The organism is Comamonas sp. (assembly GCF_036666375.1).
In the GTDB taxonomy this organism is placed as follows: domain Bacteria; phylum Pseudomonadota; class Gammaproteobacteria; order Burkholderiales; family Burkholderiaceae_C; genus Comamonas.
The window spans coordinates 1-19,893 of record NZ_JAVWWA010000033.1 but is presented as its reverse complement, the minus strand read 5'-3'; the positions used below and the strand labels follow the sequence as shown (position 1 = coordinate 19,893).

General features: G+C 66.0%; 21 protein-coding genes. 3 read left to right on the top strand and 18 right to left on the bottom strand.

All coding sequences use genetic code 11. The annotated features are described in order from the left end of the window. Position 1: 1 nt before the first annotated feature. The 11 genes from accC to RR928_RS10395 form a co-directional block, all read right to left on the bottom strand. A complete protein-coding gene (gene accC / locus RR928_RS10445; protein WP_332682440.1) occupies positions 2-1,345 on the bottom strand; it encodes an acetyl-CoA carboxylase biotin carboxylase subunit in 1,344 nt (447 codons plus the stop codon). 4 nt (positions 1,346-1,349) lie between these two features. After that, a complete protein-coding gene (locus RR928_RS10440; protein ID WP_332537826.1) occupies positions 1,350-1,811 on the bottom strand; it encodes an acetyl-CoA carboxylase biotin carboxyl carrier protein in 462 nt (153 codons plus the stop codon). 6 nt (positions 1,812-1,817) lie between these two features. Then, positions 1,818-2,591, bottom strand: coding sequence for a LamB/YcsF family protein (locus tag RR928_RS10435; RefSeq protein WP_332549086.1), 774 nt, complete (start codon positions 2,589-2,591; stop codon positions 1,818-1,820). Further along, the gene (locus RR928_RS10430) at positions 2,592-3,575 is read right to left on the bottom strand and encodes a biotin-dependent carboxyltransferase family protein (protein WP_332537840.1); all 984 of its coding nucleotides are present in this window, start codon (positions 3,573-3,575) and stop codon (positions 2,592-2,594) included. Continuing rightward, positions 3,575-4,252 carry a 5-oxoprolinase subunit PxpB gene (pxpB, locus tag RR928_RS10425; RefSeq protein ID WP_332549088.1) on the bottom strand — a complete coding sequence of 226 codons (678 nt, stop codon included), beginning with the start codon at positions 4,250-4,252 and terminating at the stop codon, positions 3,575-3,577. The genes RR928_RS10430 and pxpB overlap by 1 nt, the downstream gene beginning before the upstream one ends. Next, on the bottom strand, positions 4,249-4,668 hold the full coding sequence (locus RR928_RS10420) for a biotin/lipoyl-containing protein (RefSeq protein ID WP_332537823.1): 420 nt from the start codon (positions 4,666-4,668) through the stop codon (positions 4,249-4,251). The genes pxpB and RR928_RS10420 overlap by 4 nt, the downstream gene beginning before the upstream one ends. A gap of 14 nt (positions 4,669-4,682) precedes the next feature. After that, on the bottom strand, positions 4,683-5,525 hold the full coding sequence (locus RR928_RS10415; protein WP_332537822.1) for a transporter substrate-binding domain-containing protein: 843 nt from the start codon (positions 5,523-5,525) through the stop codon (positions 4,683-4,685). A 43-nt stretch (positions 5,526-5,568) separates the two neighbouring features. After that, positions 5,569-6,297: an amino acid ABC transporter ATP-binding protein gene (locus tag RR928_RS10410; protein ID WP_332537839.1), complete on the bottom strand. Its 729-nt coding sequence runs from the start codon at positions 6,295-6,297 to the stop codon at positions 5,569-5,571. Between the two features lie 56 nt (positions 6,298-6,353). Beyond that, on the bottom strand, positions 6,354-7,109 hold the full coding sequence (locus RR928_RS10405; RefSeq protein ID WP_332537821.1) for an amino acid ABC transporter permease: 756 nt from the start codon (positions 7,107-7,109) through the stop codon (positions 6,354-6,356). Between the two features lie 2 nt (positions 7,110-7,111). Beyond that, the gene (locus tag RR928_RS10400) at positions 7,112-7,810 is read right to left on the bottom strand and encodes an amino acid ABC transporter permease (RefSeq protein WP_332537820.1); all 699 of its coding nucleotides are present in this window, start codon (positions 7,808-7,810) and stop codon (positions 7,112-7,114) included. A 184-nt stretch (positions 7,811-7,994) separates the two neighbouring features. Next, entirely contained in the window at positions 7,995-9,209 is a 1,215-nt protein-coding gene (locus RR928_RS10395) for a pyridoxal phosphate-dependent aminotransferase (protein WP_332682436.1), read from the bottom strand. 153 nt (positions 9,210-9,362) lie between these two features. Here RR928_RS10395 and RR928_RS10390 point away from each other — a divergent pair, with 153 nt between their 5' ends. After that, positions 9,363-10,286, top strand: a complete 924-nt coding sequence (locus tag RR928_RS10390) for a LysR family transcriptional regulator (protein ID WP_332537818.1) — start codon at positions 9,363-9,365, stop codon at positions 10,284-10,286. A 36-nt stretch (positions 10,287-10,322) separates the two neighbouring features. Here RR928_RS10390 and RR928_RS10385 read toward each other — a convergent pair whose 3' ends face one another. From RR928_RS10385 to ahpC, 4 genes are all read right to left on the bottom strand, one after another. Continuing rightward, positions 10,323-11,279, bottom strand: a complete 957-nt coding sequence (locus RR928_RS10385) for a D-2-hydroxyacid dehydrogenase (RefSeq protein ID WP_332682434.1) — start codon at positions 11,277-11,279, stop codon at positions 10,323-10,325. Beyond that, positions 11,276-11,950 (bottom strand): RraA family protein, encoded by a 675-nt coding sequence (locus RR928_RS10380; RefSeq protein ID WP_332537816.1) that lies wholly within the window; start codon positions 11,948-11,950, stop codon positions 11,276-11,278. The genes RR928_RS10385 and RR928_RS10380 overlap by 4 nt, the downstream gene beginning before the upstream one ends. A 234-nt stretch (positions 11,951-12,184) precedes the next feature. Beyond that, positions 12,185-13,741, bottom strand: a complete 1,557-nt coding sequence (gene ahpF / locus RR928_RS10375; protein ID WP_332537815.1) for an alkyl hydroperoxide reductase subunit F — start codon at positions 13,739-13,741, stop codon at positions 12,185-12,187. Between the two features lie 95 nt (positions 13,742-13,836). After that, positions 13,837-14,400, bottom strand: coding sequence for an alkyl hydroperoxide reductase subunit C (ahpC, locus tag RR928_RS10370; RefSeq protein ID WP_175504699.1), 564 nt, complete (start codon positions 14,398-14,400; stop codon positions 13,837-13,839). A gap of 263 nt (positions 14,401-14,663) precedes the next feature. On the opposite strand from ahpC, the gene bfr reads away from it, so the two are divergent. Together bfr and RR928_RS10360 are read left to right on the top strand one after the other, a co-directional pair. Then, positions 14,664-15,140, top strand: a complete 477-nt coding sequence (gene bfr / locus RR928_RS10365; protein ID WP_332537814.1) for a bacterioferritin — start codon at positions 14,664-14,666, stop codon at positions 15,138-15,140. A 101-nt stretch (positions 15,141-15,241) separates the two neighbouring features. Further along, positions 15,242-15,514, top strand: a complete 273-nt coding sequence (locus RR928_RS10360; RefSeq protein ID WP_332537813.1) for a VF530 family protein — start codon at positions 15,242-15,244, stop codon at positions 15,512-15,514. A gap of 143 nt (positions 15,515-15,657) precedes the next feature. On the opposite strand, the gene RR928_RS10355 is transcribed toward RR928_RS10360, so the two are convergent. From RR928_RS10355 to RR928_RS10345, 3 genes are all read right to left on the bottom strand, one after another. Beyond that, on the bottom strand, positions 15,658-16,614 hold the full coding sequence (locus RR928_RS10355) for an alpha-E domain-containing protein (RefSeq protein WP_332537812.1): 957 nt from the start codon (positions 16,612-16,614) through the stop codon (positions 15,658-15,660). Further along, positions 16,608-18,089: a circularly permuted type 2 ATP-grasp protein gene (locus RR928_RS10350; protein WP_332537811.1), complete on the bottom strand. Its 1,482-nt coding sequence runs from the start codon at positions 18,087-18,089 to the stop codon at positions 16,608-16,610. Before RR928_RS10350 ends, RR928_RS10355 begins: the two co-directional genes overlap by 7 nt. A 113-nt stretch (positions 18,090-18,202) precedes the next feature. Next, positions 18,203-19,893 (bottom strand): DNA internalization-related competence protein ComEC/Rec2 (locus RR928_RS10345; RefSeq protein WP_332682430.1); only part of this gene is annotated, 1,691 nt, incomplete at its 5' end.

The window sequence follows — 19,893 nt, the reverse complement described above, 5'->3', positions numbered from 1 at the left end:
CTTACCGCGCCGCCAGCCACTGCTCCAGGTAGTGGATGCCGGTGCCGCCCTGGATGAACGCCGCGTCGTCCAGCAGCGCGCAATGCAGCGGCACATTGGTCTCTATACCCGTGGCCACCAGTTCGCCCAGCGCCACGCGCATGCGCGCCAGCGCGTCCTCGCGCGTGTTGCCGTGGGTGATCAGCTTGCCCAGCAGCGAATCGTAGAACGGCGGAATCCGGTAGCCGCTGTACATGTGCGAATCGACGCGCACGCCCGGGCCGCCGGGCGCAATCCATTCGCTCAGCAGGCCCGGCGAGGGCTGGAAAGTCTGCGGATGCTCGGCGTTGATGCGGCATTCGATCGCATGGCCGCGGCGCACGATGTCGGCCTGCGCCCACGGCAGCGGCTCGCCGCCGGCAATGCGCAGCTGCATCTCGACGATGTCTATGCCCGTGACCCATTCGGTCACCGGATGCTCGACCTGCACGCGCGTGTTCATCTCGATGAAATAGAACTCGCCGTTTTCAAACAGGAACTCGAACGTTCCCGCTCCCACATAGCCCAGGCGCTCGCAGGCGCGCGCGCAGCGCTCGCCCACCTGCGCCAGCGCCGCGGCGTCCACGCCCGGCGCCGGCGACTCCTCTATGACTTTCTGGTGGCGCCGCTGCATGGAGCAGTCGCGCTCGCCCAGCCACACCGCGTGTCCCTGGGTGTCGGCCAGCACCTGGATCTCGATATGGCGCGGCGCGAGCAGGTATTTCTCCATGTAGACCGCGGCGTTGCCGAACGCTGCGCCGGCTTCGGCCTGGGTCATGGCAATCGCCTGCAGCAGCGCGGCCTCGCTGTCGACCACGCGCATGCCGCGGCCGCCGCCGCCGCCCGCGGCCTTGATGATCACCGGGTAGCCTATGGCCGCGGCCAGCGCCCGGGTCTTGTCGGCGTCGTCGCCCAGCGCCTGGGGCGAGCCCGGCACGCAGGGCACGCCCGCGTCCAGCATTGCCTGCTTGGCCGCGACCTTGTCGCCCATGGTGCGCATGGCGGCGCTGCTCGGGCCTATGAAGACCAGGCCCGATTGCACGACCCTTTCGGCAAAGCCGGCGTTCTCGCTGAGAAAGCCATAGCCGGGATGGATGGCGTCCGCGCCACAGAGCGCCGCGGCATCGAGGATTGCCGACTGGTCCAGATAGCTGCGCGCCGCAGGCGCGGGCCCCAGGCAATAGGCTTCGTCGGCCTGGCGCACGTAGAGCGCGTCGCGGTCGGCCTCGGAGAACACCACCACGCTGGCAATGCCCAGGCGGCGGCAGGCGCGCTGCACGCGCAAGGCGATTTCGCCGCGATTGGCAATCAGCACTTTCTTGAGCATGGGATCAGCACTCCTGCAGTTCGAACAGCGGCTGGCCCGCGGCCACCAGCTCGCCGTTGCCGCACAGCACGCGCACCAGGCGCGCGCGGCATTCGCTTTCAATCTCGTTCATGATCTTCATGGACTCGAGCACGCCCAGCACCGCGCCCGGCTCCACGCTCGCGCCCTCCTCCACCAGCGGCGGCGCATCGGGCGTGAGCGCGCGGTAGAAGTTGCCGGCCATCGCGGCCTTGAGCGTGCGCACGGCCGCAGGGGCCGGCGCGGCGGCTGCAGCAGACTGCGCCGCAGCGGCAGGAGACGCTGAGACCAACGGCTCGGGCGCAGGCGCGGCCGGCGCGGCGCTGCCATCGACGCGCCGCACGATGCGCACGTCCAGGCCGGCCTCCGACAACTCCAGCTCGTCGACCTGCGCCTGTGCGGCCGCCGCAATCAGCGACTGCACGCGTTCCATATCGAAAACGGCCATGTTCATTCAACTCCGATGTTGGGAAAGAGGCTGCACCTGCAGGCCGGCCTGCGCCAGCCGCGCGCGCACCAGGCCGGCGAGCTGCGCCGCGCCCGGCGTGTCGCCATGCACCAGCACCGAGTCGATGGCCACCGGCATGCGCTTTCCGCTCTGGCTGGTGATGGCGCGGTCCTGGAACATGCGCAGCACGCGCTCGATCACGCGCTGCTCGTCGTGGATCACCGCGTCGGGCAGCTTGCGCGAGACCAGCAGGCCGTGGTCGTCATAGGCGCGATCGGCAAACACCACGCGCCTGACGGCCAGGCCCGCAGCCTGGGCCGCGCTTTCCATCTCGGTCATGGGCGGCGCGATCACCGTGAGCGTCGCATCGAACGCCTTGATCGCCTGCATCAGCGTTGCCGCGAGCTGGGCGTCGGCAAAGCACATGTTGCCCAGCGCGCCGTGGAAGGTCACATGCTGCACCTTGCGCCCCAGCGCCTGGGCAATGCCCTGCAGCGCGCCCAGCTGGTACCAGGTGAGGGCGCGCAGTTCCGCGGCATCGAGATGCAGCACCCGCCGGCCGAAGCCCTGGAGATCGGCAAAGCCCACATGCGCGCCTATGTCGACGCCGTTTTCCACCGCCAGCTGCACGGTCCTGACCATGATGCTTGGATCGCCCGCGTGAAAGCCGCAGGCGATGTTGGCCGAAGTGATGACTTTCATCAGCGCCGCGTCGTCGCCCATGCGGTAGGGGCCGAAGCCTTCGCCGATATCGCAGTTGATATCTACATACTTGTTCATTCATGCATCCTGGAAAAATTGCTCCACCGCGCGCCTGACGGTGGCGACGTAGGTCTGCTGTTGTTCATCTGCGGCCAGCGCGGCCTGCATGTCCACGCATTGAAAGCGCAGCTGCCCGCCTATAGGCGTCTGTGCCAGCCGCCACATGTCGGCGCCTATCACCGTCGCGATCTTGGGGTAGCCGCCCGCGGTCTGCGCATCGCACTGCATGACGATGGGCTGGCCGTGCGGCGGCACCTGGATCACGCCCGGAAGAATGCCGTGCGACAGCAGCTCCAGCGGCGCGTCCGGCCGTATCTCCCCGCCTCCCAGGCGCAGGCCTATGCGGTTGCTGTCGGGTGTGATGCGCCAGGGGCTGGCGAGAAAGCGCGCCCGCGTTGCCGCGCCAAATGCCTGCCACTGCGCGGCCGGCAGCACGCGTATCACCGTGGCCGGCGTGGCGTCTTCACCCTCGAGCTGCGGCGCGGCCAGGCCGGCGCAGGGCGGCAGCACGCCAAACCGACGGCGGCTCGCGGCCGCTCTGCCCGGCAGCGCGGCCAGCACATCGCCCCTGCGCAGCGTGCGCCCGCAGTGCCCGCCAAAACCGGCCTTGAGATCGGTGCTGCGCGAGCCCAGCACCAGCGGCACGTCGATGCCGCCCGACACGCACAGATAGGCCACGCCGCCGGCCTGGGGCGCGCGCAGCGTCAGCACCTGGCCCGGCTGCACCACCACGCTCCACCACGGCGGGAAACGCTGGCCGTCGACCTCCATCTGCACGTCCGAGCCCGTCACGGCAATGCGCAGCGCGTGGTCGAAACGCAGCCGCAGCGGAAAGACCACGACTTCGATGAACGCCGCGTCCGCCGGGTTGCAGAGCATCAGATTGCCCACCTGCGCGGCCAGCGCATCCAGCGGCCCGCCCACGCCCACGCCAAAGCGCCGCAGGCCAAGGCGCCCGCTGTCCTGCACCGTGGTCAGGCCTCCGGTCGACAAAACCTCCATCACGTCAACACCTCCACCGCGCGAAAGCGCACGACATCGCCCGGCGCCAGCAACGCCGGCACGGCCGATGTGGGATCGAAGAATTTCCGGTCGGTGAAACCAATCAGGTTCCAGCCGCTGGGCAGTGTCTGTGCCTGCACGCCGGCCTGCGCGCCGCCAATGGCCACCGAGCCGGCCAGCACCTTCAGGCGCGGCTGGGCGCGCCGCGGCGTGTGCAGCCGCGCGTCCAGCCCGCCAAGATACGCAAAGCCCGGGTGCGCGCCCAGGCAGAACACGGTATAGGTCGCGCGGCTGTGCAGCGCTACGACCTCCTGCGTGCTCAGGCCGTTGTGCTGGGCCACGTGGGCGAGATCCAGGCCATGCTCGCCGCCGTAGACCACGGGCAGCTCGAACACGCGCGGCGTGCGCGGCCGCGCCACGGGGTTCGCCCAGGCGCGCTGCACGCGCTGCGCCAACTCGCCCCCCGCGCCCGCTGCGGCAGCGAGCACCAGCAGCAGATTGTTCATGCCGGGAACGGCTTCCTGCACTTCGCTCCATTCGGCGGCGACGTCGGCCAGCGCAAGCATGCGCTGCTGCACTTGGGCGTCCAGCGGCCCCGCGGTCTCGAACAGCAGCGCATGCGTCCCCAGCGCGCTCACCGAGAGGCGCTGCGCCGACGGGCTGGCACCGGCGCTCATGATTGCGCCACGCCGCGCAGCGTGAACAGCGGCCGGCCGAAATCCACCTTGTCGCCTTCCGCCACCAGCAGCTCGGCCACGTCCCCGTCCACCGGCGCGGCAATCGACTTGAAGATGCCGCGCGACTCCAGATAGACCGCGGGCGCGCCTTTGTCCAGACGCATGCCGACCGCCAGCGGCGCCTGCGACTGCGCGGGATGGCGCAGCCGCAGCACGCCCAGCCCGCTGGAGCGCACCAGCGTCAAGGCCTCGGGGGACAGGGGCAGGCCCTGGGCCAAGGGCGCCTGCGCGCCCTGCGGTGCGTGCTGTCGCGTGACGATGCGCAGCCGCGTGCCTGCGCTGTGCAGCTCTATGGCCTGCATGCCGCAGGCGCGCAGCTGTTCGGCGATACGGGAGATGTCGGCGTGATTCATCATGGAATGCGCCTTCCTCAGGGCAGAGGTTCGAACTTGACGTCCTTGATCGGCGTGACCTTGTAGGGACGCTTGAGCTTGTAGTCCGAGCCCTCGCCAAACCACTTGTTCCAGTGCTGGTCCATGTAGCCGCTGGCTTCTAGCTTGTTGAGAACGGCATTGATCTCGTTGACCAGTGCGGGCTCGCCCTTGGCCATGCCGATCGCCACCGGCTGAACATACAGTTCCTCCTCGATCACCGCCGCGGGTCGCCCCCCCTTTTGCGACTGCAGCGCGAAAGCGGCCGCCGACACGTTGTTGATCACGAAGGCATCGACCTTGCCCTGCTGCAGCGCGAGAAACGCCGACGACGCGTCCTGGTAGGTCAGCGGCGTCGCGCCCTTGAGGCGCAGCTTGATGGCGGTCTCCGAAGTCGAGCCCTTGGTCGCGCTGATCTTCTTGCCGTCGAGCTGGGCCAGCGTCTTGAGGCCCGAGGCGGTGTTGGCCAACGCGACTTCCTTGCCCACGTTGTAGGCGTTGCTGAATTCGACCTGCTCGGCACGCGTCCTGGTATAGCCCATGTTGGCGATGATGATGTCGATGTGGCCCAGCTTCAGCTCGGGAATGTGCACGCCCACGGGAAAGCCGCGCACCTCCGCGGCCAGGCCCATTTCCTTGGCGACGGCGTGGCACAGCTCCACATCCGAGCCAATGGTCTCGCGCGTCTTGGGATCGGGATAGCCAAACGGCGCGATGGCGGCAAAGGTGCCGCAGACCAGGGTCTTCTTGGCCTTGATCTTGTCGAGTTGATCGGCGTGGGCCACCGTGCCCAGACAGGCGGCAGCGATCAGTACAGGCAGCAGACGGGAAGTGGAAGGCATGGTGTTTCCTTGGTTTGAAAAAGCAGTGGATGACCGGGAAATCTCAATGCGAGCGCAGATCGTTGAGAAAGCGCTGCGCACGCTCTGACTGGGGCTTGCTGAAGAACGCTTCGGGCGTGTTCGACTCGATCAGCGCGCCGTGGTCCATGAACCAGACGCGGTCGGCGACTTCGCGCGCGAAGTTCATCTCGTGCGTCACGCACATCATGGTCATGCCGTCGCGCGCCAGCTGCTTCATCACCTGCAGCACCTCGCCCACCATCTCGGGGTCGAGCGCGCTGGTGGGCTCGTCAAACAGAATCGCGGGCGGGTTCATCGCCAGCGCCCGCGCAATCGCCACGCGCTGCTGCTGGCCGCCCGAGAGCTGGCCGGGATAGGCCGAGGCCTTGTTTGCCAGTCCCACGCGATCGAGCAGTTGCAGCGCCCGGGCGCGCGCGCTGGCGCGCTTTTCGCGCAGCGCGGTCACGGGTGCCAGCTCGATGTTCTCCGTCACGGAAAGATGGGGAAACAGGTTGAAGCTCTGGAACACGAAGCCCACATGCGCGCGGAACCGGTTGACGTCCAGCTTGGGTGAGTAGACGTCCTGACCGTCGAATTCGATGCTGCCCTTCTGTATCGGCTCGAGCCGGTTGACGGTGCGTATCAGCGTGGACTTTCCCGAGCCCGAGGGCCCGCAGACCACGATCACTTCGCCCTTGTTGACCTGGGCGTCGATGCCGTTGAGCGCGTGGTAGTCGCCATACCACTTGTGAACGTTCTTGAACGAAATCATGGGCTGACCGGAAGACTCTTTTGCATTGCTCATGGGGATTTCTCTTTCCGTATTCCTCAAACCTTGGCCGGCTGCGGCGCCGTCACGCCGGCCTGCGCCGCCGCGCGCGCCGGGCCGCGACCGGCGCGCCGGCGCGCGATGCGCTGCTCGAGCGTGCGCGCCAGCTGCGTGAGCGCCGAGCACACGACAAAGTAGATTGCCGCCAGCAGGATGTAGACCTGGAACGGCATGGTCAGCAGCGTGGCGTTGATCTGGCTGCCGGCAAACGTCAGCTCGTTGACGCTGATCACATAGCCCAGCGCCGTGTCCTTGATGCTGGAGACGAACTGCGAAATGATGGCCGGCACCATGTTGTAGATCGCCTGGGGCAGCAGCACCTTGAAGGTGGTCTGCATGTAGTTCAGGCCGATGGCGCGCGCCGCTTCGGTCTGCCCGCTGGGCAGGCCCGTCATGCCGGCGCGCACGATCTCGGCCAGGTAGGCCGACTGGTAGATCACCAGCGTCACCAGCATCGTGGTGAAGCCCGCCACCGGACGTCCCAGGATCTGCGGCACGATGAAGTACGTCCAGAAGATGAACATGATCAGCGGCACGCCGCGCACCAGGTACACCACCGCGGTCGCTGGGTGGCGCAGGAACCAGAACGGACTGAGGCGGCACAGCGCCAGCGCCACGCCCAGCGGGAACGCCAGCACGATGCCCAGCACCGAGAGCAGCAGCGTGACCGCCAGGCCGCCCAACGGGCCATGCGGATACTGGCCGACCAGCAGCAGCAGCCAGTTGTCGGAAATGATTTGCAGGATGTCGTTCATGGTCAGCGGGCCCGGATGCGCGTGCGGTGTTCGATCAATGCGCCGCCCCACATGAGAACCAGCGAGAGCGCGAGATAGATGACGGTCGAGGCCAGGTAGACCTCGAAAGTCTTGAAGGTCTGGCTCTCCACCTCCTTGGTCACGTAGGTGAGCTCGGCCACGCCTATCGTCATTGCCAGGCTGGTGTTCTTGAACAGCAGCACCGTGTGGTTGACCAGCGGCGGCATGGCCACGCGCACCGCCTGCGGCAGGATCACCAGGCGGCAGGCCTGCAGATACGTCAGTCCCAGCGCGCGCGAGGCCTCGAGCTGGGCGCCGGGAATCGAGCGAATGCCGCCGCGCAGGTCCTCCGACATGTAGCCGCCCAGGCACAGTCCGACGCCGATGAAGGCAAAGATGAATTCGCTGTTGTTCGCGTTGATCCACTGCTGCAGGTCGGCCGGCAGGATTGCGGCCACGCCGAAATACCAGAGAAAGATGTGCACCAGCAGCGGCACGTTCTGGTGGTACTCGACATAGGCCGCGGCCACTGCCACGCACAGCCGGTTGGTGCTCATGCGCATCACCGCAATGACCACCGCCATGGTCATCGCCAGCGCAAACGCAAACACCGCCAGCTCGATGGTGTTGATCAAGCCCTTGCCGACCTGGGCCAGGAATTCCGGCTTGGCGAACAGCGTGTAGTCCAGCTCTATGCTCATGCCCGGACCCTTGCTGCCCAGGCGGCGCGCGGCGTCATCGTCCCGGGTCGAAAATGGTGGAAGGCTAAGGGAACTCTCATGAAATTTCTCGTCCGGGTGGGTGGATGAAGTCACTCATGCGCGCGCTGCGGAACATGGGTGGGGTGGCGGAAAAAAGGCCGGCGCATGCGCGTCGGCCTTTCTTTCACGCATCTTCCATGCCAGTCTTGCACGCGGCAACCGCCTGGGCAATCGCGGCAAAACCGGCTTCCAACTGGTCCAGCGATGTGGCAAACGACAGCCGCAGAAACCCGGGACAGCCATAGGAAGTGCCGTCGATCACCGCCACGCCCGCCTGCTCGATGAACAGGTTCACCACATCCACATCGCTGGCGATCTCGCGTCCGGCGGGCGTGACGCGGCCGTACAGCCCGCGCACATTGATGAACGCGTAGAACGCTCCTGCGGGGCATACGCAGCTCAGGCCCGGAATGCCCTCTATCAGTTGCATCACGCGGTTGCGGCGCGACTCGAACAGCTGCGCACCGTCGGCCACGCAGGCCTGCGGGCCGTCGAGCGCGACCACCGCGGCTTCCTGGCTCACGGCGCTGGCGCAGGTGGTGCTTTGGGTGAGCAGTAGATTGATGCGCTTGATCAGTTCAACCGGGCCGGCGCCGTAGCCAATGCGCCAGCCGGTGAAGGCGTAGGCCTTGGACAGGCCGTTGACCAGCAGCGTGCGCGCGCGCAGGTCGGGCGCGACGCTCAGCGGCGAGACATGGCGCGCGCCGCCATAGACGAAGTGCTCGTAGATCTCGTCGGTCAGCAGCCAGACCTGGGGGTGGGCGCGCAGCACTTCGCACAGCGCCGCCAACTCCGCATGCGTATAGACCGCGCCGCTCGGATTGTTGGGCGTGTTCAGGATCAGCCAGCGCGTGCGCGGCGTGATGGCCGCGGCCAGCGCCTCGGGCGCGAGCTTGAAGCCGCTGGCCTCGCTGCAGGGCACGATCACCGGCCTGGCCGCCTGCAGCGCCACCATGTCGGGATACGAGACCCAGAAGGGCGCGGGCACGATCACTTCGTCGCCGGCGTTGAGCGAAGCGGCAAAGGCGTTGTAGATGATGTGCTTGGCGCCGCAGCCGACGACGATCTCCTCGGACGCGAAGCGCAGCTGGTTTTCGCGCTCGAGCTTGCGCGCTATGGCCGCGCGCAGCGCCGGCGTTCCCGCCGATGCGGTGTAGCGCGTGTGGCCGTTCCTGAGCGCCTGCACGCCGCCTTCGACGATGTGCGGCGCGGTGTCGAAATCGGGCTCTCCGATGGTGAAGTCAATCACCTTGTGGCCCTGGGAACGCAGCGCATCGACCTTGGCTTTGGCCGCCATGCTGGGCGAGGTTTTCACAGCGGCAAGACGTTCTGAGAACAAGATGGAAATCCTTTGCATGATGAATGTGACTCACTGATGAGAGGTGAGCGTTCATCGGATTCTTGATTCATATGAGAACAAAAAAAAGCGATATTTATGCATAAAATCGCATGACATTTTTCGATATTCTTGGCTCTATTTCAGAGGTCTTTCATGATGACTTTCAAGCAGCTGGAGGCGATCTACTGGGTCACCCAGCTCGGCGGTTTCTCGCAGGCCGCGGCCAAGCTGCACACCACGCAGTCGGCCATCTCCAAGCGCGTGCAGGAGCTCGAGGCGCTGTTTGCCACGCCGCTGTTCGATCGCACGCAGCGCACCTCGCGGCTGACCGAAAAAGGCGAGGAAATGTATGTGGTTGCCAAGCGCCTGCTGGAGCAGCGCGATGCGGCGATGCACCAGTTCGCCGCGTCGCAGGAAGTGGTGCGCCGCCTGCGCATAGGCGTGACCGAGCTGACCGCGATGACCTGGCTGCCGCGGCTGGTGGAGCTGGTGCGCGAACACCATCCCAAGGTGGTGCTCGAGCCCGATGTGGACCTGAGCATGATGCTGCGGGACAAGCTGCTGGCCAACGAAGTCGACGTGGCCTTTGTGCCCGATACCTGCCAGGACGAACGCTTCACGCTCAAGCGCCTGGGGGTCGTGGAAAACGCCTGGATGTGCAAGCCCGGGACCTTCGACGGCGTCAAGGTGCGGCGCCTGCACGATCTGTCGTCGCACACCTTCCTGACCCAGGGCGACAAGTCGGGCACGGGCGTGCTCTACAACCAGTGGCTGGGTTCGGTGAACATGCAGCCCACCAACACCATCGTCTGCAACAGCCTGCTGGCCATCATCGGCATGACGGTCTCGGGCCTGGGCTTCAGCTATCTGCCCAGGCAGTGCGTGGAGCCGCTGCTGCACGCCAACTATCTGGAGCTGCTCAAGGTCACTCCCGCGCTGCCCAAGACGCATTACGTGGCGGCGTACAAGAGCGATCAGCGCAGCACGCTGATCTCCTCCATCGTGCGCCTGGCGCAGGAATGCTGCGACTTCTCGCGCGCCTTCCAGATCAGCGACCCCAGGCCTATGCCGCGCTGACGCCGGGCTCGGTCGGCGCCCGCGTCGGTCGCGCCCTCAGGCAGTGACGAGGTTGCGGGCTTGGCCGCGCGCGAACGCCTCGATGTTGTCGACCAGCTGGTCGGCCAGCGTCTGGATCGCCTCCTCGCTGGCCCAGGCCACATGGGGCGTGAGAATGAAGTTGGGGCGCGCGGCCAACTGCATCAGCGGATGGTCCATCGGCGGCGGCTCGACCGAGACCACATCGAATGCCGCGCCCGCTATCTGCCCGGCATCGAGCGCCGCACCCACTGCGCTTTCGTCGACCAGGCCGCCGCGCGCGGTGTTGATCAGCAGCGGGCGCCTGTGCATCAGCGCGAACTCGCGCGCGCCGATCATGTTGCGCGTTGCCGGTGTCAGCGGGCAATGCAGCGTGAGCACATCGGCCTGGGCCAGCGTCTCTTTAAACGGCGTGTACAGGGCGCCCTGGCCCGACACGCCCTTGTAGCCCGCAAACAGCACGCGCATGCCCAGCGCGCGGCCCACGCCGGCCACTGCCCGGCCCAGCACGCCATCGCCGATGATGCCCAGCGTGGCGCCGGCCAGATCGCGTATCGGGTGATCAAAGAAGCAGAACTGGTCGGCTTCGATCCAGCGGCCGGCGCGCACCGCGTCGCGGTAGGCGCAGATGCTGCGGCGCAGCGCGAAGATCAGCGCAAACGTGTGCTCGGGCACGGTGTTGACCGCGTAGTTGCGGATGTTGCTGACCACGATGCCGCGCTCGCGGCAGGCCGCGATGTCGACGTTGTCGGTGCCCGTGGCGGCCACGGCCACCATGCGCAGCTGCGGCGCGGCGGCTATCATGGCGCGCGTGAGCCTGACCTTGTTGACGATCACGATCTCGGCGTCGGCAATGCGCGGCACGACCTGCTCGGGCGCGGTGCGCTCGAACACCGCCCACTCGTGCGTGAAACCGGGCGCGCGCAGCACGGTCTGCGGACACAGCGTGGCGCGGTCGAGAAAGCTGATCTTCATGCCGGCACCTCGACGCCCAGGCGCTTGAGCGCCGCGTCTATCCACAGCGTATCGAGCGTGCCTTCCTCGATCTCGCGCATCATCACCTGCTCGAGATCCTGCTTGCCCTGCGTGGCCTGGAGAATCCTCTGTGCGTCGTCAATCGGCACGCACAGCAGGCCGTCGCGGTCGCCCAGGATCAGATCGCCGGGCGTCACCACCATGCCGTTGAGCGATATCGGCACGTTGATTTCGCCCGGGCCGTCCTTGTAGGGGCCGCGGTGCGTGACGCCCGCCGCATAGACGGGGAAGGTGCCGGCGCCAATCGCATCCACGTCACGGATCGCGCCGTTCATCACGAAGCCGGCAATGCCGCGCTTGATGGCCGTGGCCACCATCAGCTCGCCTACGAGAGCGTTGGTGAGGTCGCCGCCGCCGTCGACGACGATCACATCGCCGGGCTGGGCCAGCTGCAGCGCCTTGTGGATCATGAGGTTGTCGCCCGGGCGCGTCTTCACCGTGAGCGCCGGCCCCGCGAGCACGCCGCTGGAATGGTAGGGACGCAGCTGCGCTCCGCCCGCGGTCATGCGCGACATGCAGTCGCTGACATTGGCCACGGGCAGCAGGCGAAACGCTTCGACGATGCTGGCGTCCACTCGGCGGGCGAGACTGCAAATTTGAAATCCGTTCATTTCCATTCACTTTCGTATTCGGTGGGAGCGCACCATCGCGGCGCGGCGGCGCGAATTGCCAAGGGGCAACAAAAGTGTAGGAAATGTGACTTCGGAAAAAAAGCGAATTTATGTTCTCGTTTCGCATCGCTTTTGGTGATTCTTCACGCACTCTTCCAAGGCCTTTCACAGGCAAAAAAAGGACTGCCGCAGCAGTCCTTTTCTTTCTTGCGCTGCCCAGGCCGGGCAGCCGGATCAATGCCGGATCAGGTGATCGAAGGCCGAGAGTGCGGCGGTCGCACCCGCACCCGCGGCAATGATGATCTGCTTGTACGGCACATCGGTGCAGTCGCCGGCGGCAAACACGCCGGGCACATTGGTGTGGCCCTTGGCGTCGATGATGACTTCACCGAAGCGTGTCAGCTCGACCGTGCCCTTGAGCCAGTCGGTGTTGGGCAGCAGGCCGATCTGCACGAAGATGCCTTCGAGCGCCACGTCCTTGACTTCGCCCGTGACCCGGTCCTTGTAGGTCAGACCCGTGACCTTCTTGCCGTCGCCGTTGACCTGCGTGGTCTCGGCGTTGACGATGATGGTCACGTTGGGCAGGCTGCGCAGCTTCTTTTGCAGCACGGCATCGGCGCGCAGTTCGGCGCCGAACTCGAGCAGCGTCACATGCTTGACCAGGCCGGCCAGATCGATCGCGGCTTCCACGCCGGAGTTGCCGCCGCCGATCACGGCCACGGGCTTGCCCTTGAACAGCGGACCGTCGCAATGCGGGCAATAGGTCACGCCCTTGGTGCGGTACTGCTCCTCGCCGGGAACGTTCATGTTGCGCCAGCGCGCGCCCGTCGACAGGATCACGGTCTTCGATTGCAGCGTCGCGCCCGACTCCAGTTCCACGGTGATCAGGCCGCCCTCTTCCTTGGCCGGCACCAGCGCCTTGGCGCGCTGCAGGTTCATGATGTCGACTTCGTAGTCGCGCACATGGCGCTCGAGCGCCGCGGCGAACTGCGGGCCTTCGGTCTTCTGCACCGAGATGAAGTTCTCGATGTCCACGGTGTCGAGCACCTGGCCGCCCAGGCGTTCGGCGGCAATGCCGGTGCGAATGCCCTTGCGCGCCGCGTAGACAGCCGCGGCCGCACCGGCCGGGCCACCGCCGACGATCAGCACGTCGAACGCCTCCTTGGCGCTGATCTTCGCGGCTTCGCGCACTGCGGCGCCGCTGTCGACCTTGGCGACGATCTCGGCCAGCTCCATGCGGCCCTGGCCGAAGCGCTCGCCGTTGACGAACACCGTGGGCACGCCCATGATCTCGCGCGACTCGACTTCGCTCTGGAACAGTGCGCCGTCGATGGCCGTGTGGGTGATGTTGGGGTTGAGCACGCTCATCAGGTTGAGCGCCTGCACCACATCGGGGCAGTTATGGCACGACAGCGAGTAATAGGTCTCGAAGTTCAGCGGCGTGTCGATGGCGCGGATCTGCTCCAGCAGTTCCGCCGATTCCTTCGAGGGGTGGCCGCCGACCTGCAGCAGCGCCAGCACCAGCGAGGTGAATTCATGGCCCAGCGGCACGCCCGCAAAGCGCAGGCCGGTGTCAACGCCGGGATTGGTGATCAGGAACGAAGGCTTGCGCACATCGGCCGCATTGTTCTCGACCACGGTGATCTTGTCGCTCAGCGCGACCAGGTCGGCGAGCAGGGACTTGACTTCGCCAGACGCCTTGCCGTCGTCGAGCGTGGCGACGATTTCAATGGGCTTTTGCACCCGTTCCAGGTATGCCTTGAGTTGGGTCTTGAGGGTGGCGTCGAGCATAATAGTCAAATCCTACTAAAATTTATTATTGATAGCTAAAGTTCAAGTGCTTCAAAAAAAGCCCAGGTCGCCCCGGGCTTTTCAAGGGCAATTGCTTAGATCTTGCCGACCAGATCCAGCGAAGGAGCCAGCGTGGCTTCGCCTTCGTGCCACTTGGCGGGGCAGACTTCACCGGGGTGGGCGGCGACGTACTGGGCAGCCTTGACCTTGCGCAGCAGCTCGGTGGCGTCGCGGCCAATGCCTTCGGCGGTGATTTCCACGGCCTGGATCACGCCCTGTGGGTCGATGATGAAGGTGCCGCGGTTGGCCAGGCCCTGGTCAGCGCGCAGGATTTCGAAGTTGTTCGAGATCGCCATGGTCGGGTCGCCGATCATGGTGTACTGGATCTTGGCGATGGTTTCCGATGCATCGTGCCAGGCCTTGTGCACGAAGTGGGTGTCGGTGGACACGGAGAAGATCTCCACGCCCATCTTCTGGAATTCTGCGTAGTGGTCAGCAACGTCGCCCAGCTCGGTGGGGCAGACGAAAGTGAAGTCGGCGGGGTAGAAAACGAACACCGCCCACTTGCCCAGCACGTCCTTTTCAGTGATGTCGATGAACTTGCCGGCCTTGAATGCGCTGGCCTTGAAAGGTTTGATTTCGGTATTGATGACGGACATGGTTGCTTCCTTTAAGTGATGCGACTGAACACAGGTATGAAGTTTAGAGCTTTCACAGGATATATCCAATCAATTGACTTTATTATGTTAATTTAATTTGACTATCGAATACCGCAATTCATAGCCCGTGCAGACTATCGCTGTACAACGAGAACGCGAGTCATCATCAAACGCAGACAGACCGAATTTGCAGGGGCAAGCCATTACAACCACGTTGCGAACAGCGACAATCAAGGTATTCACATAAAGCGAAGGAGTTCCCCATGAAAGGCGATTTACAAGCCATTGCCCACCTGCAGGCACAGCTGAAGAATGAGCTCACGGCCATCAATCAGTACTTCCTGCACTACCGCATGTACAAGCACTGGGGCTTCGACAAGCTGGCCAAGAAGGAATACGAAGAATCCATCGGCGAGATGAAGCACGCCGACTGGCTGATGGACCGCATCTTCACGCTCGACGGCCTGCCCAACCTGCAGGATCTGGGCAAGCTGCAGATCGGCGAAGACGTGCCCGAATGCCTGGCCTGCGACCTGCGCCTGGAGCTGGGCGCGCAGCAGACCATCAAGGACGGCATTGCCCACTGCGAGTCCGTGCGCGACTACGTCTCGCGCGACCTGCTGCAGAAGATCCTCGACGACACCGAAGAGCACATCGACTTCCTCGAGACCCAGATCGACCTGATCGACAAGGTCGGTCTGCAGAACTATCTGCAATCGCAGATGGGTGAGCTGGAATAAGACTTCCACGAGACAGATTGAAAGCGGGCCTGGCCCGCTTTTTTTGCGCCGGCTTGTCCCTGAATGCCACGCAGCGCGCCAATCTCGCTATGCTCGCGCCCATGCAGAATCCGCCCGAGACGCCTCCCGCTCCCCCCAAGCAAGCCAACAACCCCTTGCACGGCATGACGCTGGCCGCCATTGTCGAAGCCTTGCACGCCCACTACGGCTGGGAAGAGCTGGCGCGGCTGGTGCCCATACGCTGCTTCCAGAGCCAGCCCAGCGTCAATTCGAGCCTCAAGTTCCTGCGCCAGACACCCTGGGCGCGCGAGAAGGTCGAGAGCCTGTATCTGTTCATGCTGCGCGAGCAGCGCAGGACAGGCGGCAAGCGCTGAGGCAAGAATCCCCAGGAACCGCTGTGGCGGATGTGGCGCCATTCACCCTGCTCTCTTGAGCCGGCCGTTCATCCTTCGACAAGCTCAGGACGAACGGGGACGCAACGTCGCCCGGAGCCAAAGCGGCTCAGGGCGGCCTTGGTTCAACTCGGCACCAGAAAGTCCCGGCTGATGTCCGCGCCCAGCGCGTTGACGCGCTCGAGGAACTGCGTGAGATAGGCATGCAGCCCGGTGGCGAGGATTTCATCGATGCGCGCATAGCGCAGGTCGGCCAGCAGCCGCCCGGCCTTGCGCTGGGTTTCGCCCGATTGCTCGTTCGCCACCAGCGCCAGGTTGTCGACCACCTCCTGCAGGCAGGCCAGCAGCGAGCGCGGCATGTCGGCGCGCAGCATCAGCAGTTCGGCCACGCGCTCGGGCGTGATGACATCGCGGTAGACCTTGCGGTAGACCTCGAAGGCCGAGACGCTGCGCAGCAGCGCGCTCCAGTGGTAGAAGTCGAACTGCACCACGCCATTGCCGCGCACGCTGCCGTGGTAGTCGCGCTCGATGGCGTGGAACTTCACGTCGAGCAGGCGCGCCGTGTTGTCGGCGCGCTCGAGGAACGTACCCAGGCGCAGGAAGCGATAGGCCTCGTCCTTGAGCATGGTGCCTTGCGTCACGCCGCGCGACAGGTGCGAGCGGTCCTTGACCCATTCGAAGAACTGCGCGGGATCGCGCTCGAACGCGCCCTGGTCCAGTTGCTTGCCCACTTCGAGCCAGGTCTGGTTGTGCGTTTCCCAGACTTCGGTAGTCAGGGCGCCGCGCACCGCGCGCGCGTTCTCGCGCGCCGCGCGCAGGCAGGAGATGATGGACGCGCTGTTGCTTTCGTCCTGCACCAGGAAATGCAACACCTTGTCGCGCGCGACTTCGGCATGCAGCTCCTGATAGGCGGGCACCAGCTCGCTGATCGACAGCACCCCCTGCCAGGCCTTGCGCGCCTGGCCCGGCGCCTGCGGCAGCATCGAGGTGTCGTAGGCCACGCTCAGCAGGCGCGCGGTGTTTTCGGCGCGCTCGACATAGCGCGACATCCAGAACAAATGGTCGGCGGTACGGCTCAGCATGCAACACTCCCTTCGAGGCCGGCGTCGTCCGCGCCTTCGAGCACCCAGGTGTCCTTGGTGCCTCCGCCCTGTGATGAATTGACCACCAGCGAGCCTTCCTTCAAGGCCACGCGCGTCAGGCCCCCGGCCACCATCTTCACGGTCTTTCCGCTGAGCACGAACGGCCGCAGATCGATGTGGCGCGGCGCAATGCCGCTTTCGACATAGGTCGGGCAGCTCGACAGGCTCAGCGTCGGCTGGGCGATATAGCCCGCGGGGTTGGCGAGCAGCGCGCGGCGGAAATCCTCGATCTCGGCGCGCGTCGCGGCCGGGCCGATCAGCATGCCGTAGCCGCCCGCGCCGTGCACTTCCTTGACCACCAGCTCGTGCAGGTGGTCCAGCACATAGGCCAGGTCGTCGCTCTTGCGGCACATCCAGGTCGGCACGTTCGACAGCAGCGGCTGTTCGCCCAGGTAGAAGCGGATCATGTCGGGCACATAGGGGTAGACCGACTTGTCGTCGGCCACGCCCGTGCCGACCGCATTGCAGATCGCCACGTTGCCCGCGCGGTAGGCGCGCATCAGGCCGGGGCAGCCCAGCGTGGAGCTTTCGCGGAACACTTCGGGGTCGAGAAAGTCGTCGTCCAGGCGCCGGTAGATCACATCGACGCGGCGCAGGCCGCGCGTGGTGCGCATGAACACGGTGTCGTGCTCGACCACCAGGTCCTGGCCTTCGACCAGCTCCACGCCCATCTGCTGGGCCAGGAAGGCATGCTCGAAATAGGCGCTGTTGTGCATGCCCGGCGTGAGCACCACCACCGTGGGTTCGGGCGCGCTCGCGGGCGCGACGGCGCGCAGCGTGTCGAGCAGCAGATCGGGGTAATGCGCGACCGGTGCCACCGAATGCTGGGCGAACAGTTCGGGAAACAGGCGCATCATCATGCGGCGGTTTTCCAGCATGTACGACACGCCCGAAGGCACGCGCAGGTTGTCCTCGAGCACAAAGTACTCGCCCACGCCGTCGGCATTCGCGGCGCGCACGATGTCTATGCCCGCGATCTGCGCGTAGATGTCATTGGGCACATTCACGCCCACCATCTCGGGACGGTACTGCGCGTTCTGCAGCACCAGATCGGTGGGGACGATGCCCGCGCGCAGGATCTCCTGGTCATGGTAGACATCGTGGATGAAGCGGTTGAGCGCCGTCGCGCGCTGCACCAGGCCGCGCTGCATGTGCGACCACTCCTGCGCGGGAATGATGCGCGGTATCAGGTCGAAAGGAATCAGCCGCTCCCGGCCGGCTCCGCCCTCGTCCTTTGCGCCGTAAACGGCGAACGTGATGCCGACCCGGCGGAAAATCATTTCCGCCTCGGCGCGGCGCGCCTCCATGGCCGCCCCCGGCTGGCGTGCAAGCCATTGGCGGTAGTCCTTGTAATGCGGTCGAACATCACTGCCCTCAAAGGGCGTGGTTGCATACATTTCGTCGAATCTTTGCATCAGCGGAGCCTCCTGCAGCTCATCCAAGCAAACTTCGGGCCCGATACGGCTGCGCGCTTGCCTGGCGCTTCAGTGTACCCAGCGCGCCAGAGGATTGTTACGCTCGTTGCATGTCAATTGACGGCGATAGGCTGCGCCTGCCAATAACGCGGCTTTGACCTACGTTCGCAGGCCATGTGCCGCGGCCGCGCGGAAGTCCACTGCGCCGCGCCGCAGCCTGCACTGGTCACCACCTCCACACCCTGCGCACGGTAGCGCTGCACCACGGGCGCGGCCGGATGGCCGTAGCGGTTGCGGTAGCCGGCCTGCACCAGCGCATGGCGCGGCGCGACGGCGGCAATCCACTCGGCGCTCGAAGAAGTCTTGCTGCCGTGGTGGGGCACCAGCAGCCAGTCGGCGCGCAGCGGCAGGCCCTCGGCCAGCAGCGCGGCCTCCTGCGCGCGTTCGATATCGCCCGCGAGCAAGGCTGTGGGGCCGTTGGCGGCAACGATGCGCAGCACGCAGCTTTGCGTATTGGGCGCGGCGTCGTGGGACGATGCGATCGACAGGGGATGCAGCACCTCGAACGCCACGCCATCCCATTGCCAGCGCTGGCCGGCCACACAGGCCGTGGCCGAACGCTGCATGGATGCCGGCCACTGCGGGTCTACAGCGCCGCGCAGCAAGGCCTGGGGCTGGGCGCGCAAGACCGCGCCGGCGCCGCCAATATGGTCGTTGTCGCCGTGGCTCAGCATCAGCACATCAAGGCGCTCGCCGAGCGCATGCAGCAGCGGCACCAGCACGCGCCGACCGGCGTCGCTGTCCGGGCCGTGGCGCGGGCCGGTGTCGTAGAGCAGGCTGTGCCCATGCGTGCGCACCAGCACCGCATTGCCCTGGCCCACATCGGCGGCCAGCAGCGTGAAGCTGCCGGGCGCGGGCCGCGCCGGCTGCCACCACAGCGCGGGCAGCAGCAGCGGCAGGCCCATGAGCCGCAGCGCCCAGGGCAGGCGCAATATCAGCCAGATGCCGCCGGCGACCGCCGCGAGCGCGGCCCAGGCCGGCGCCGCGGGCGGAAACCACTGCGCCGCAGGCCATTGCGCCAGCCAGGACAGCAGCGCGATCAGCGGCTGCACGCACAGCGCGGCCAGCTGCCACAGCGGCGGCCAGCACATGCCCAGCAAGGCCAGTGGCGTGACCACCAGTGTGACCCAGGGAATGGCCAGCAGGTTGGCCACGACCCCGACCAGAGAGACCTGGCCGAACAGCAGCACCCCCAGCGGCGTGAGCGCCAGCGTGACCACGGCCTGGGTGCGCAGCAGCGCCAGAGCCCGGGCGCGCAGGCCCTGCGCCACGCCTTCGTCGCGCGCCGACGCGGCAAACAGCACACCGACGGCGACAAAGCTCAGCCAGAAGCCCGGCTGCCACAGCGCCCAGGGATAGCCCAGCACCACGGCCGCGAGCGCAAGCAGCCAGATCTGGTGCCAGGGCCAGCGTATCCCTGCAAGGCGCAGGACCGCAACCACGGTCAGCATCGCCACGGTGCGCTGCGCAGGCAGGCCCCAGCCGCTGAGCAGCGCATAGGCCAGCGCCAGCAGCACGCCGCCGACCAGCGCCGCCGTGGGCGCAGGCAGCCACAGGCAGCAGCGCGCCGAGCAGCGCCAGGCCCGTGCCAACAACGCCGCCGCCAGCCAGGCAAACAGCGTGATGTGCAGGCCCGAAATGCTCATCAGATGCGCTACGCCGGTGGCGCGAAACAGCTCCCAGTCGTCGGCGGCAATCGCGTTCTGATCGCCCACCACCAGCGCCGCGACCACGCCGCGCGCGC

What these genes read in the sequence shown, in the direction of transcription:
- accC (WP_332682440.1), bottom strand. Translation starts at nt 1,345, where the DNA reads ATGCTCAAGAAAGTGCTGATTGCCAATCGCGGCGAAATCGCCTTGCGC.
- RR928_RS10440 (WP_332537826.1), bottom strand. Translation starts at nt 1,811, where the DNA reads ATGGCCGTTTTCGATATGGAACGCGTGCAGTCGCTGATTGCGGCGGCC.
- RR928_RS10435 (WP_332549086.1), bottom strand. Translation starts at nt 2,591, where the DNA reads ATGAACAAGTATGTAGATATCAACTGCGATATCGGCGAAGGCTTCGGC.
- RR928_RS10430 (WP_332537840.1), bottom strand. Translation starts at nt 3,575, where the DNA reads ATGGAGGTTTTGTCGACCGGAGGCCTGACCACGGTGCAGGACAGCGGG.
- pxpB (WP_332549088.1), bottom strand. Translation starts at nt 4,252, where the DNA reads ATGAGCGCCGGTGCCAGCCCGTCGGCGCAGCGCCTCTCGGTGAGCGCG.
- RR928_RS10420 (WP_332537823.1), bottom strand. Translation starts at nt 4,668, where the DNA reads ATGATGAATCACGCCGACATCTCCCGTATCGCCGAACAGCTGCGCGCC.
- RR928_RS10415 (WP_332537822.1), bottom strand. Translation starts at nt 5,525, where the DNA reads ATGCCTTCCACTTCCCGTCTGCTGCCTGTACTGATCGCTGCCGCCTGT.
- RR928_RS10410 (WP_332537839.1), bottom strand. Translation starts at nt 6,297, where the DNA reads ATGATTTCGTTCAAGAACGTTCACAAGTGGTATGGCGACTACCACGCG.
- RR928_RS10405 (WP_332537821.1), bottom strand. Translation starts at nt 7,109, where the DNA reads ATGAACGACATCCTGCAAATCATTTCCGACAACTGGCTGCTGCTGCTG.
- RR928_RS10400 (WP_332537820.1), bottom strand. Translation starts at nt 7,810, where the DNA reads ATGAGCATAGAGCTGGACTACACGCTGTTCGCCAAGCCGGAATTCCTG.
- RR928_RS10390 (WP_332537818.1), top strand. Translation starts at nt 9,363, where the DNA reads ATGATGACTTTCAAGCAGCTGGAGGCGATCTACTGGGTCACCCAGCTC.
- RR928_RS10385 (WP_332682434.1), bottom strand. Translation starts at nt 11,279, where the DNA reads ATGAAGATCAGCTTTCTCGACCGCGCCACGCTGTGTCCGCAGACCGTG.
- RR928_RS10380 (WP_332537816.1), bottom strand. Translation starts at nt 11,950, where the DNA reads ATGAACGGATTTCAAATTTGCAGTCTCGCCCGCCGAGTGGACGCCAGC.
- ahpF (WP_332537815.1), bottom strand. Translation starts at nt 13,741, where the DNA reads ATGCTCGACGCCACCCTCAAGACCCAACTCAAGGCATACCTGGAACGG.
- ahpC (WP_175504699.1), bottom strand. Translation starts at nt 14,400, where the DNA reads ATGTCCGTCATCAATACCGAAATCAAACCTTTCAAGGCCAGCGCATTC.
- bfr (WP_332537814.1), top strand. Translation starts at nt 14,664, where the DNA reads ATGAAAGGCGATTTACAAGCCATTGCCCACCTGCAGGCACAGCTGAAG.
- RR928_RS10360 (WP_332537813.1), top strand. Translation starts at nt 15,242, where the DNA reads ATGCAGAATCCGCCCGAGACGCCTCCCGCTCCCCCCAAGCAAGCCAAC.
- RR928_RS10355 (WP_332537812.1), bottom strand. Translation starts at nt 16,614, where the DNA reads ATGCTGAGCCGTACCGCCGACCATTTGTTCTGGATGTCGCGCTATGTC.
- RR928_RS10350 (WP_332537811.1), bottom strand. Translation starts at nt 18,089, where the DNA reads ATGCAAAGATTCGACGAAATGTATGCAACCACGCCCTTTGAGGGCAGT.